Source organism: Solibaculum intestinale (genome assembly GCF_040096205.1).
GTDB classification, from domain to species: Bacteria; Bacillota; Clostridia; order Oscillospirales; family Acutalibacteraceae; genus Solibaculum_A; species Solibaculum_A intestinale.
In genome coordinates this window covers 57,203-70,342 of record NZ_JBBMFD010000002.1, presented here as the reverse complement: position 1 = coordinate 70,342, position 13,140 = coordinate 57,203, and the positions used below count along the sequence as shown (strand labels likewise).

10 protein-coding genes and 1 tRNA gene are annotated in these 13,140 nt (G+C 55.7%); 8 read left to right on the top strand and 3 right to left on the bottom strand.

Annotated elements, in window-relative coordinates:
* Nucleotides 1-17 precede the first annotated feature (17 nt).
* From WMO26_RS02520 to WMO26_RS02485, 8 genes are all read left to right on the top strand, one after another.
* Nucleotides 18-758: a prolipoprotein diacylglyceryl transferase family protein gene (locus WMO26_RS02520; RefSeq protein ID WP_349217959.1), complete on the top strand. Its 741-nt coding sequence runs from the start codon at nucleotides 18-20 to the stop codon at nucleotides 756-758.
* 10 nt (nucleotides 759-768) lie between these two features.
* Nucleotides 769-2,154, top strand: a complete 1,386-nt coding sequence (locus tag WMO26_RS02515) for an Ig-like domain-containing protein (protein ID WP_349217958.1) — start codon at nucleotides 769-771, stop codon at nucleotides 2,152-2,154.
* Between the two features lie 51 nt (nucleotides 2,155-2,205).
* Nucleotides 2,206-2,292, top strand: a tRNA-Leu gene (locus WMO26_RS02510).
* A gap of 554 nt (nucleotides 2,293-2,846) precedes the next feature.
* Entirely contained in the window at nucleotides 2,847-3,464 is a 618-nt protein-coding gene (locus WMO26_RS02505) for a TetR/AcrR family transcriptional regulator (protein WP_349217957.1), read from the top strand.
* Between the two features lie 66 nt (nucleotides 3,465-3,530).
* Nucleotides 3,531-5,300 carry an ABC transporter ATP-binding protein gene (locus tag WMO26_RS02500; protein WP_349217956.1) on the top strand — a complete coding sequence of 590 codons (1,770 nt, stop codon included), beginning with the start codon at nucleotides 3,531-3,533 and terminating at the stop codon, nucleotides 5,298-5,300.
* A 3-nt stretch (nucleotides 5,301-5,303) separates the two neighbouring features.
* Nucleotides 5,304-7,034: an ABC transporter ATP-binding protein gene (locus WMO26_RS02495; RefSeq protein ID WP_349217955.1), complete on the top strand. Its 1,731-nt coding sequence runs from the start codon at nucleotides 5,304-5,306 to the stop codon at nucleotides 7,032-7,034.
* A 297-nt stretch (nucleotides 7,035-7,331) separates the two neighbouring features.
* The gene (locus WMO26_RS02490) at nucleotides 7,332-7,898 is read left to right on the top strand and encodes a TetR/AcrR family transcriptional regulator (RefSeq protein ID WP_349217954.1); all 567 of its coding nucleotides are present in this window, start codon (nucleotides 7,332-7,334) and stop codon (nucleotides 7,896-7,898) included.
* A 140-nt stretch (nucleotides 7,899-8,038) separates the two neighbouring features.
* Entirely contained in the window at nucleotides 8,039-9,814 is a 1,776-nt protein-coding gene (locus WMO26_RS02485; protein ID WP_349218041.1) for an oleate hydratase, read from the top strand.
* A gap of 410 nt (nucleotides 9,815-10,224) precedes the next feature.
* On the opposite strand, the gene WMO26_RS02480 is transcribed toward WMO26_RS02485, so the two are convergent.
* From WMO26_RS02480 to WMO26_RS02470, 3 genes are read right to left on the bottom strand one after another with little or no spacing between them, the layout of a single operon-like run.
* Nucleotides 10,225-11,178 (bottom strand): collagen-like domain-containing protein, encoded by a 954-nt coding sequence (locus tag WMO26_RS02480; RefSeq protein ID WP_349217953.1) that lies wholly within the window; start codon nucleotides 11,176-11,178, stop codon nucleotides 10,225-10,227.
* Between the two features lie 6 nt (nucleotides 11,179-11,184).
* Nucleotides 11,185-12,837 carry a recombinase family protein gene (locus WMO26_RS02475; RefSeq protein WP_349217952.1) on the bottom strand — a complete coding sequence of 551 codons (1,653 nt, stop codon included), beginning with the start codon at nucleotides 12,835-12,837 and terminating at the stop codon, nucleotides 11,185-11,187.
* Between the two features lie 11 nt (nucleotides 12,838-12,848).
* Nucleotides 12,849-13,109, bottom strand: a complete 261-nt coding sequence (locus WMO26_RS02470; RefSeq protein WP_349217951.1) for a DUF6870 family protein — start codon at nucleotides 13,107-13,109, stop codon at nucleotides 12,849-12,851.
* Nucleotides 13,110-13,140 lie beyond the last annotated feature (31 nt).

Sequence of the window (13,140 nt, the reverse complement as noted above, 5' to 3'; positions counted from 1 at the left end):
CAGTAAGGAGGTCTCTCTTGGCTTTCTGGCAAAGCGTTTCCCCCTATCTTCTGTTCGCAGCGGGGGGGATGGTCGCCGCTGTGCTTTTAACTGCGCATAACCTTCGCCATACCTCCCTGGATGCAAAGCAGCAGACCCGGGTGGTTCTCAGCGGCGGCTTGTGCTTCTTCCCGGCCGCCCTATGCGCGAACCTGGGCAACTGGCTGCTGTTCCCAAGTGTATGGTCTTTGCCCTTCTGGACGCGTTTTTTTGCAGCCGGGTACACCTTCTATTTCGGCCTGCTCAGTTATCTCCTCTTTTTCGTCGCCGCCCTGTCCGCGCTGCGCGTTCCCCGCGCGCCGGCTCTTTACTCCTCTGCGCCCGCCCTTCCCTTGTTCCACGCCGTCGCCCGGATCGGCTGCATCGCGGAAGGCTGCTGCTACGGGGTTCCTTGGTCCTTTTCTCTGTTCGGGCTTACGATGGACCGGTTTCCCGTTCGGGAAGCGGAGATAGCAGGGCTGCTTTTGATATCCTGCCTGCTGCAATGGAAAATCCGGGACCACCGGATGGCTTGGTATCTGCTGTTGTATGCATGCATGCGCTTTTTTCTAGAATTTCTACGAGGGGACGACCGGGGCGTGTTGCTGCCCTTCCTCCCCCTTTCTCCTTCCCAGCAAATCGCCGCGGTTGTCTTTGCCGCCGCTCTGGGCTTTTTGCTTAGAAAGCGGCGAAGCCGTGATCACATCAAGCGGGCTCTATTTCCCGCCGCAAAGGAATGATAAAACCATTATGAAGAAAAAAACGCTGCTTTTATTTTGTGGGCTCTTGTTCTCGTTGCTTGTCCTTTTTCCCTGCGTCATCGGGGCACTGTCCGACGGATGGGTGGACGGCGAGGCTTATGTAAGCGGCGGAGGGTGCGCAGGTTCCGCCGGCGTCCTGCTCAGTGAAGAGCCGGCGGTCATGTATGTGGGGGATAAGTCCACCATCGCCGTCAAAAGCGCCAACGAGAAAAGCACCGAGAATATATGGAGCGTATACGATGATAAACTGGAAATCCTACGCAGCTATAACATCCAGGCCACCGTTCTCGGGCGCAAAGCCGGATATTCCATGATCAAATTCCAGCAGGTGAGCCAAAACCTGTTCGGGGGCGAATCGGTTTCGTGGAACACCAAGGGGGTGTATATCCTCCCCGCTGTCCTGACCCTTTCAAACGCCCCATCCGCCATGGAGCCGGGCGAAACCCTGCAATTGAACCATTCCTTCGAGCGGGGGGTGCCGTTCGGCGAGATCAACGCCTATCTGGCCGAGCAAGGCGCTCCCACCGGCATTACGCTGACCATGGAAGAAGAAAGCGAGCTGTGGTCGAGGGCGGTGGATGAATATTATGGAAGAAAGGTGCTGTATTCCTCCAGCAATCCCAGCGCTGTGTCGGTTTCGGAGGACGGGGTTTTGACCGCTGTGGGCGGGGACGCCACCATCACCGTGGAACTGGAGGGCCTGGATGTCAAAGCGCAGTTCACCGTTTCGGTCCCGGTGGAGCCGGTTGCCGTGGAGCGGGTGGAGTTGACGGCGGAGAAAAACGAATTTACCGTCGGCGATTCTTTCCGGCTGACGCCGGTGTTTACGCCGCAAGATGCCACCGACCAGACCGGGGAATGGAAAGTGTCCAACGCTCGCCTGCTTCAAAATAACGGCGACGGCTCTTTCCAGGCGCTGGCGGCCGGGCGGGCCGTCATCACCTTTACCGCAAACGACGGCGGCAGAAGAGCCCAGTACGTGGTCACCATCCGGGAAAACACCGTACCAGCGCAGAGCGTCTCCCTGAACACCGGTGCGTTCAGCTCCTGGGTGGACAGCGGCGGTATTCGCATCTATCTGATGAATACCGGTACCATTCGCGCCATTTCTGCTTCCGTTTCCCCTTCAAACGCTTCCCAGTCCGTTACCTATACTTCCAGTAATCCCGCAGCGGCGACGGTGGGCGCAGACGGGCGGATTACGGGAATCGCCGCCGGGGAAACCGTCATTACGGCTCGCACGGAAAACGGGCTGACCGCTTCCATCCGGGTACGGGTCCAAAGCCAGGAGCCGCCGCCCCAGTCCAGTCAAACGCCTCCCGCTCCTTCTGAGCCGGAGAGCAGCCCTTCGTCAGAATCATCTTCCGGGGTGTAAACTTAAGGCTTGCTTTTCCTTGGCAGGTATAGTATAATAGCCAATGCATCAGCCGGTGTGATGGAATTGGCAGACGTAGTGGACTCAAAATCCACCGCTGGCGACAGCGTGCCGGTTCGAGTCCGGCCACCGGCACCAGCAGGCTGAGCCTGCACGCAAATCGCGCTCCTCACGTTTGTGGGGAGCCGTTTTGTTTTTGCCCGCGTTTTCAACGGGTATCTATTTTGTAGCGTAAACCCAGACTAAGTCTGGACGCAATTCGCGTTCGGACTCTTTTCTTTTGTTCGGAGTGAAGAGCTCGCGCTGAGAGTTGAGTATCTTTTTGTAGCACAACCCCGACAGAAAGGTGCCCCCATGCTATACGTTTGGCATGGGGGGCTTTTCTATGACACCAAAAGCGACTATTTTCTCTCATAAGAAAGAAAAACTTTGGGTTGTAGCTTATTGCCGAGTCAGCATGAATCACCTTGAATAACCGGAAAACATTGGAATACAGAAATCTTACTTTGAAACAATCCTTCTATTGTGAGGTGCGTTTGTTTTACTTTTTCACTGAAGCAGGCGATCGCTCTTGCGTTTGCAGCATAATCCCAAACTTTTTTTAAAATGAAACCAATTTCACTTGACAAATCATGTTGCGTGCGTTACGCTGTAACAGCGTTATATAACATCGTTATATCGGAGGCGGTCCTTTGCAGGAAAAAGAGGCATCCACGCACCAGCAGATTCTGGACGCCGGAAAGAAAGAGTTCCTTTTGAAAGGGTATCTCTCTGCTTCCCTGCGAAACATCGTAAAGGAAGCCGGCGTTACCACCGGCGCTTTCTACGGTTATTACAAAAGCAAGGAAGACCTGTTCGATGCACTGGTGGCCGAACCCTATCAAGTGCTCATGGCGAAATTCACTCAGGCGCAGAACGCCTTTGCAAGCCTTCCCCCTGAAGAGCAGCCCGAACAGATGGGAGAAATCTCCGGAGACTGCATGGACTGGATGGTAGGCTACATTTACGCCCATTTCGATGCCTTCAAACTGCTTTTGTGCAGTTCCGAAGGAACGAAATACGAGCACTTTATTCACACGATGGTGGAGATCGAGGTGGAGGGCACCCACCGGTTTGTATCCGTTCTGCAAAGCCTAGGGCATACTGCCAGGGAGATTGATCCACAGCTGGAACATATCCTCGTCAGCGGCATGTTCTCCGCTTTCTTTGAGATGGTCGTCCATGATATGCCCCAGCAGCAGGCAACCCGGTATGTCAAAGAGCTGCGGGAATTCTACACCGCCGGATGGCAAAAAATCATGGGGCTGTAAAGCTCCATCATTTTTGGCATAAGGTTAGTTTACACTAACCATCACGCATATAAGGAGGAGATTTTTTTGAAGAAACCGTCCAATCTGTCCCGGCTGCTGTCCTACGCGGGAGCCCACCGGTATCTGACCATCGCTTCCTGGATTTTGTCGGCGGTCAGCGCCCTGATGGCCCTGCTGCCCTTTCTCTACATCTGGAAGCTGATTGAGGAAGTGCTGGCGGTGGCCCCGAATTTCGACGCGGCGCAGAACCTGGCCCACAACGGCTGGATGGCGGTCTTGTTTGCCGCACTGTCCCTGCTTGTGTATGTGGCGGGACTGATGTGCTCCCATCTGGGGGCGTTTCGCATCGCGTCGAACATCCGCAGCCACGCCATGCACCATATTGTCACGCTGCCGCTGGGGTTCATGGATTCCTTCGGAAGCGGCAAAATGCGCAAAATCGTCAACGAATCAAGCGCGGCGACGGAAACCTATCTGGCCCACCAGCTGCCTGACAAGGCAGGAGCCATCGCCACCCCCATCGGGCTTCTGGTATTGCTGTTTGTGTTCGACTGGCGGCTTGGCCTTTTGAGTTTGGTCCCGGTGGTGCTGGCTTTCTTGATCATGATGCGCATGACCGGCTCCCGGATGCAACAGAAGATGAAGGAGTACCAAAACGCGCTGGACAACATGTCCAACGAAGCGGTGGAGTACATCCGGGGTATCCCCGTGGTCAAGACCTTCGGCCAGACCATTTTCTCCTTCAAGCGATTTAAGGACGCCATCGACAATTATGAAACCTGGGTCATCTCCTATACCAAAACCCTGCGTATGCCCATGCTGATTTATACCACGGCGATCAACAGCGTCTTTGCGTTTTTGATTGCGGCGGGGCTCTTCTTTGCCCAGGACGGGGTCACGAGCACGTTTCTGCTCAACCTTCTCTTTTACATCATCATCACCCCGGTCATTTCCCTGACCCTGACCCGCATCATGTTCATGAGTGAAAATGGGATGATCGTCACCGATGCTCTCCAGCGCATCGACAGCGTGTTGGAAAGGAAGCCCCTGCCGGAGACCGACCGGCCGGCTCATCCCAAAGATGCTTCGGTGGAGCTCAAAAACGTGCGTTTCTCCTACGGCGGCGGTAAGGACGCGCTGAGGGACCTTTCCCTTCGCATCGAACCGGGACGTACGGTGGCCCTGGTCGGTCCTTCGGGCGGGGGCAAAACGACGCTCGCCAGCGTCATCTCCCGCTTCTTCGACGTGCAAAGCGGCGCGGTGCAGATCGGCGGCGTAGATGTGCGCCGGATACCCAAAAAGGAACTGATGGACACGGTGGCCTTCGTCTTTCAGGACAGCCGCCTGCTCAAAGCCTCCATTCTGGAAAACGTGCGTCTGGGCAAACCGGATGCCAGCCGGGAGGAAGTGCTGGGCGCTCTGAGGGCGGCCCAGTGCGAAGACATTCTCAAAAAGCTGCCTCAGGGGATCGACACGGTCATCGGCACCAAGGGGGTCTACCTCTCCGGCGGCGAACAGCAGCGCATCGCTATCGCCCGGGTGATGCTCAAAAACGCGCCCATCCTAATTCTGGACGAAGCTACGGCCTTTGCCGATCCGGATAACGAAAGCAAGGTGCAGGCCGCTTTTGCCGCGCTTTGCAAGGGCAAGACCGTCATCATGATTGCCCATCGGCTGTCTACCGTGGTGACGGCGGATGAAATTTTCGTGCTCAAGAACGGGCGGATTGAGGAACACGGCGGCCATACACAGCTGCTCGCTCAAAAGGGGCTGTACGCCCAGATGTGGGCCCAGTACCAGACCTCCGCCCAGTGGAAAGTCGGAAAGGGGGCTTAACCAATGCTGACAAAATTGCAAAAGAAATTCGCTTTATCCCGCCAGGGAGCCAAGGACCTGATCAAGGGCTGCCTGGCCTGTGTCCTGCAAAACCTGGCGCTGATGTTCCCGGTGGGGCTTTTGTACCTGCTGGTGAGCGACCTGATGGCGGGAGGAGTTCCGTCCGGAAAAATCCCGTTTTATATCGCGGGCTGTATACTCTGCCTTGCCCTCATCTTCCTGACCACCTGGTTTCAGTATAACGCCACCTATTTCGCCACCTATGTGGAAAGCGGGGTGCGCCGGATCTCCCTGGCGGAAAAGCTCCGAAAGCTTCCCCTCTCCTTTTTCGGCAAAAAAGACCTGGCCGATCTGACCAGCACAATTATGGCGGACTGCACCTTCCTGGAGCAGAGCTTCTCCCACTTTATTCCGGAGCTGTTCGGCGCCATTCTTTCCACCACGCTGGTGGCGATAAGCCTCTTTTTCTTTGACTGGCGCATGGCACTGGCGGCTTTGTGGGTGATTCCCGTCTCCTTCGCCATTGTGGCGCTTTCCATCAAGGTACAGGACCGGCTGGGACAAAAACAGATGGACGCCAAAATCGCCTGCGCCGACGGCATCCAGGAATGCCTGGAAACCGTGCGGGACTTAAAATCCAACAATGCCGAAGAGAATTACCTCAAGGGGTTGGACAAAAAAATCAAGGCGGTGGAAAAGCGGGCAATCATCAGCGAATTCGGCACGGCGGCTTTCGTGGTGTCGGCGCAGCTCATTTTGAAGCTGGGTATCGCCACCGTCGCCCTGGTGGGCTCCCTGCTGCTTATGGACGGAAGCCTGAACGTTTTGTCCTTCTTCCTTTTCCTGCTGGTGGCATCGCGGCTTTACGACCCGATGCAGGCGGCGCTGCAAAACCTGGCCGCCGTTATCTCCACCCGCACGCACGTGGCCCGTATGAACGAAATCCTCGACCATCCGGTTCAGGAGGGGGACTCCAGCCTGCGAAACAAAGGGTGCGACATGGTCTTTACCCATGTGGGCTTTTCCTACAACGACGGGGAGACGGTGCTGCAGGACGTGTCTTTTACCGCAAAGCAGGGCGAGGTAACCGCACTGGTGGGGCCCTCCGGCGGCGGAAAAACCACGGTTTCCCGCCTTGCCTCCCGGTTCTGGGACGCAGACAAGGGCACCATCACGGTAGGCGGCATGGACATTTCGAAAATCGACCCGGAGGCTTTGCTGTCCCTCTACTCCATTGTGTTCCAGGATGTGACCTTGTTTAACAATACCATACTGGAAAACATCCGCATCGGCAGGAAGGATGCCAGCGACGCGGAGGTTCTACAGGCGGCAGAGCTTGCAAACTGCAACGAGTTCGCCGAAAAGCTCCCCAAAGGGTTTGATACCCTGATCGGCGAAAACGGATGCGAACTGTCCGGCGGGGAACGCCAGCGCATCTCCATCGCTCGGGCTTTCCTCAAAAACGCGCCGATCATCCTGCTGGATGAGGCCACCGCGTCGCTGGACGTGGAAAACGAGACGCTGATCCAGTCGGCCCTTTCCCGGCTGATTGCCAATAAAACGGTACTGGTCATCGCCCACCGGATGCGCACCGTTGCCGGAGCGGACCAAATCGTGGTTTTGGCAGACGGCAAAGTAGCCGAACAGGGCAGGCCCGAAACTCTTCTGGAGCAAAACGGGGTGTACCGGCACATGGTGGAGGTACAGGCCCGCTCGGCTACATGGACCATCTAGCCCGGCGGCAAAGAGTTCGGAAGCGGACAACTGGCAAATTTGAGTCATTGGGTGCGCCCGAACCTGTTGAACCCCGGCGCGTTTGCAAGGGATTTTCCTTTGGAAAAAAGGGGTTAAAAAGGCGGGGATCTTATAGGAGGATCCCCGCTTTTCTCTTGGACGGTTTCGGCCTTACGTAACTGCGGCAGGCACTTAGGAAAACCACCGTCACACAGGGATTTCACTTTTTTATTGGACGGCTCGGGCACGGCATGGTATACTGACATTAGTCATATCGTTTGGGAAAGGAGGGCGCTTATGGCGCAGACCACCAAGCGGGCTCTGGCGGCTTCCCTGAAAAAGCTGGCGGCGAAAAAACCGTTGGACAAGATTACGGTCATCGACATTACGGAAGACTGTGGAGTAAACCGCCAGACCTTTTATTATCATTTCCAGGACATTTTCGATCTGGTGGAATGGATATTCAAAAGTGAAAGCATGGGCGCCATCGGGGAAAACCGCACCTATGACACTTGGCAGAACGGGTTTCTGCGGGTATTCGAATATGTGCAGGAAAATAAAGAATTCGTCTCCAGTGTCTACCACTCTGTCTGCCGGGAGCACCTGGAAGGGTTTCTCTACCGGGAGACCTTTGAGCTGCTCATTGGGGTGGTCAACGAAAAGGCAGCGTCCATGTCGGTGCGGGAGGAAGACAAGGCCTTCATCGCTGATTTTTACAAGTTCGCGTTTGTGGGCATTCTGTTAAACTGGGTGCGCACCGGGATGAAGGAGGACCCCAAGGCCATCGTGGGCCGGCTAAGCGTCCTCATTCACGGGGATATACACAAAGCCCTGGAAACCTACCGGACTGACCGGGCTCGTTAGACAAATGCCTTTTGGTGTCTAAAATTTTTACAGCTTTGCCGCCGTGTCGAAAGTTTCGACACGGCTTTTTGTTTGTCTATGGCGTACCTTCAGGAAACGGACTAAGATGAAAGCACAAAAAACGTTTGGAGGTATGGATGATGTATTATTCCAACGGCAATTACGAAGCGTTCGCCCGTCCGCAAAAGCCCAAGGACGTGGATAAAAAATCCGCCTATCTGGTGGGAAGCGGCCTCGCCTCTCTGGCCGCCGCCTGTTTTCTGGTGCGGGACGGCCAGATGAAGGGAGAACACATCCACATTTTAGAGGAACTGGGCCTCCCCGGCGGCGCCTGCGACGGCATCCATGATCCCCAGAAGGGGTTCATCATCCGGGGCGGCCGGGAAATGGAGAACCATTTTGAGTGTCTGTGGGATCTGTTCCGCTCCATTCCGTCCATCGAAACCGAAGGGGTCTCCGTTCTCGATGAGTATTACTGGCTCAACAAGCGCGACCCGAACTATTCCCGGATGCGTGCCAGCGTCAACCGGGGCGAGGACGCCCATACCGACGGCAAGTTCGCCCTTTCCGACAAGGCGGCGCTGGAGATTATCCACCTGTTCTTCACCAAGGACGAGGACTTGTACGACAAAACCCTGGACGACGTGTTCGACGAGGAATTCTATTCCTCCAACTTCTGGCTTTATTGGCAGACCATGTTTGCCTTTGAAAAATGGCATTCCGCCCTGGAGATGAAGCTTTACATTCAGCGGTTCATCCACCACATCGGCGGCCTGCCTGATTTCTCGGCGCTGAAATTTACAAAGTTCAACCAGTACGAATCCCTGATCCTGCCCATGGTCAAGTATCTGGAAGCCCACGGGGTCCAATTCCAGTACAACACGCAGGTGACAAACGTCCTGTTCGACATCAGGGAAGGCAAGAAGGTAGCCCGGCAGATCGTCTGCCTCCACGAAGGGAACACCGAAACCATCGACTTGGTGGAGGACGACCTAGTGTTCGTCACCAACGGCAGCTGCACGGAAAACTCCTCTCTGGGCGACGACGACCACGCGCCCGTGTGTAAAACCCAGCCCGGCGAAGGCGGCTGCTGGGAGCTGTGGAAGAAGATCGCCGCGCAGGACCCGGCCTTCGGCCGCCCGGAAAAGTTCTGCTCGGACGTACACGCCACCAACTGGGAATCGGCCACCGTCACCACCCTGGACGAACGGATTCCCCATTATGTGCGCAAGATGTGCAAGCGCGATCCTTTCTCCGGCAAGGTGGTCACCGGCGGCATCATTACCGTCAAGGACTCCAACTGGCTGATGAGCTACACCTTCAACCGCCAGCCCCACTTTAAGGAACAGCCCAAGGATCAGCTGGTAGGCTGGATTTACGGGCTGTACACCGACGTGCCCGGCAACTTCGTCAAGAAGCCCATGAAGGAATGCACCGGCGTGGAAATCTGTGAGGAATGGCTTTACCACATGGGCGTGCCGGAGGAGGACATCCCGGACATGGCCAGAAACTCCGCTCACACCATTCCCTGCATGATGCCCTACATCACCTCCTTTTTCATGCCCCGCACCCAAGGCGACCGGCCTAAGGTAGTGCCGGAGGGCTGTGTGAACTTCGCTTTCATCGGCCAGTTCGCCGACACGGCGCGCGACACGGTGTTCACCACCGAGTATTCGGTGCGCACCGCCATGGAAGCGGTCTACACCCTGCTGGACGTGGACCGCGGGGTTCCGGAGGTGTTCGGCTCCTGCTACGACATACGGGTCCTGCTCGACTCCACTTCCAAGATGATGGACGGCAGGAAGCTCACCGATATCAAGCTTCCCTTCGGCGTAGGCTTTCTGGAAAAGAAGGCTTTGAAGAAGATTTCCGGCACGGTCCTTGAGGAGCTGCTAGAGCGCTATCATTTGATCTAAAACAAGATAAATGGAAGCAAAGGCCCTGGATGCGTCCGCATCCGGGGCCTTATTTTGGGCTTGGCAACGGTTTCGATTCGTTTTTTAGTCTTCATGAAAGCAGCATTTCTGCCTTTTATGGATTTTGTTTCGGCGGCCTACGACAAATCCGGAAAGAAAAAGCGCCTGACAAGGATCAAATTCCCTATGGCCAGCTATGCGTCTTTGCGACAAAGCAAAACCGCAAGGCCCCCTTGGATTGCTTGCAGACAAAATCGCGGCGGGACGGATGCGGTATTTCTAAATCCAGCGTATAAACCAAATCCAGAACCATGTAATACATGGAAACAGCCGTCTGCAGGAATCAAGTCCTGCAGTCGGCTGTTTTGTTGGAAGCTGTTATAATCGGAAATTCCGGGCCGTTCGTTAGACTAGGAAGCGTCGCCCAAACGGGTAACGGTCAGCGCCGCGTCGTTTAGGGTGAACCCATCTTGCTCCGGCACGACCTGTATAGTCGCAGGCGCCGGATCCACACGGAAGGGGATGTCAAAAGCCACGGTTGCTACCTCGTTGCTGGACGAGAACGTATGGGTTGCCGTGGCGCCCGGTACCGGCGTGCCGTTTAATAGCAGGCGGGCCGTCAAGGTGGCGGGGATCGTCGTGCCCGCGTTTACTGCAGCCGTTCCATGGAACGTAGCCTGATAGATCCCAGTCTGGGTAATGTTGATGTCGGCAGAGCCGGCCGTATGGGTAATGGACGTGCCGGAAATCAGGGGCGTATCGTTGAAGGTCAGGGCGGTGTTTGCCGTGGTGGGCTGGCCCGTGGAATCCACTGTGGCCAAAACCTCCGGCGTACCGCCTCCGCCCGGTTCTCCCCGGGGAATTACGAAATCGAAAATGGCGTCGTTTTCGGTTCCGGAATTGGTCACCTGAGCGTCGGTACCCGGATCACCAGTGGTAACCGTTCCGATATTGATGGTAGCCGCAGGGCCGGTTTCTCCAGTGGGACCGGTTTCTCCAGTTGCTCCGGTCTCTCCAGTCGCACCAGTGGCACCGGTCTCTCCAGTGGCGCCTGTAGCGCCAACGGCACCTGCATCTCCGGTAGCGCCGGTAGGGCCAGTGGACCCCGTTGGGCCAACTGCACCGGTGGCTCCCGTCGGCCCCGTAGCGCCAACGGCACCTGCATCCCCGGTGGCTCCAGTAGGCCCTGTAGGGCCGGTAGGACCGGTGGGACCGGTAGGGCCAGTGGGACCGGTAGCGCCCGTAGCACCTACAGCGCCGGCAAGGCCGGTGGCTCCTGTTGCTCCTGTGGGACCGGTGGCTCCTGTAACGGCCGGGCCGGTGGGACCGGTCGGGCCGTACCCAATAGGATAAAAAGGATACACCCTTTCTCACTCCTGTACAGTTGAATCCACCAGGCGCTGGTATTCGTCTGCAAACGAAAAGTGAATTTCGACGTCGCCTCCTTCATGGATATCAATTGCGTCGATCAATTCGGTCAAAAGGTCCCTGGAAAGCGTCGAAATAGTCCCCTGCTCTTTTAGTTCCCTGAATGCGGCATTTCCCTCGCTGCTTTCTTCGGACAGTGCGCCGAGCTGCTTATGCATGCCCTCGATGGCTGCACAAAGCTGCTGGTACTGCCCTTCGTAATGGTCATACATGGACTTGTAATCCGCTTTGGAAAGGTCCCCGTTTTTCCAGTCCTCGTAAACAGACCGTTTTCGGCTTTCGAGCTTTGCAAGCTCTCTTTTCTTCCCGGCAATCGAGGCTAATAGAACCCTTTGGTCCAGCATTATGGCTTCACATGGCGCCGCGTCCACCTGCTCGATCAGCTTTCCCAGAGGGACCGAAAGCGCGATTTGTTTCTCCATCACGGCAAGTACCACATCCATCAAAACCGATTCTTTGACCGTATGCTTGGTACAGGCAGTCTTGGATTGCTCCTTGTAAGTGCGGCATACATAATAAACATAGTCTTTGACTTTCGAGCGGTGCATCGCCTTTTGACAATCGGCGCAGCGCAATAAACCGCTGAATAAATATACCTCCCGATTGGATGGGGCGGCTCGGGTATCCCGTTTGAGCAATTTCTGCACCTTGTCCCACGTATCCCGGTCAATCACCGGCGCATGGGTGCCTTCTTTGCAAAACCATTCCTGGGGCGGGGTAGTCACCTGTTCATGAACCTTATAGCTCTTGACCCGGTAGCGGCCCTGTACCATAGTTCCAATATACATTTCATTTTGCAGCATTGATGCGATGACGCGGGCCGTCCACAGGCTGCTGCCGCTCGCATGGGGATTGTAATAGTTCAATCCCTTTGCTTTCTTGTAGACGGATGGGCTTGGGATACCCAGTTCATTCAGACGCTTTGCGATCCCGATTTTGCTCATGCCGGCCGCATACCAGTCGAAGATACGGCGCACCACCGGAGCGGCTTCCTCATCAATCAGAAGATGGTGATAGTCGGCAGGGTCCTTGCGGTACCCATAGGGAGCGAACGCGCCGATGAAGTCCCCATTTCTGCGAAGGGTTTCAAAACGCTGCCGTACCTTGATGCTCGTACTTTTGCAATGCTCCTCGTTCATAACCCCCTGCATGGGAACCTCGATGGAATACATTTGATCCGGTTCAAGAAAGGAATCCAGGTGCGGCAGCTGCATGGAGATAAAGCGGACGTTGAGCGCCACAAAGAGGGACTGGAGATAGTAGAGAGACTCGGAGGTGTTGCGGGAGAGACGCGACAGATCGGTCACCACCACGCAGTTGACTCGGCGAGTGCCTAAGTCCCGCAGCAGGCGTTGAAAGTCCGGGCGCATGGAATCGGTGCCGGTACAGTCTTCGTCCCGGTACAGGTCTACCACCCGGTACTCTCCGGCAGGATCCGCTTCTTTCAATCGGCCGATGTAGTCGTCGAGCGTTTTATTTTGATTTTCAATGCTCCGGCCGTCTTCCTCTTCGCTTGATTTTCTCACGTATTTGGCTAAGTTCCAGACCCGTTTCGGCGATGGCGGGTCGAAAGAATTACGGCGTTTGCGCGGCACCTTATCCTCCCCTATTCCATCCGTTTGTGCCGGATGAGAAAATTCACAAGCAGGCGATGCAGGGATACGGTGGAAGAAAAAGAAAGCTTTACCTCGGTTTCCCCGCAGCGAAAGCAATAGGGATTTTTAATCTGAGCCAGGTAATCGAGCATCCGTTTCTTCTCGGGCAGAGACTGGTCGATGTGTACGCTTCGGATATCGACGAGGTTGTCTTTTTTCAGGTCCGGTACCGCAGCTTCCTTTCTTTTTTTCATTTGTTCTGCTGTAACCACAAGCGATACCTCCTTCTAGGTTCTCAGTCAT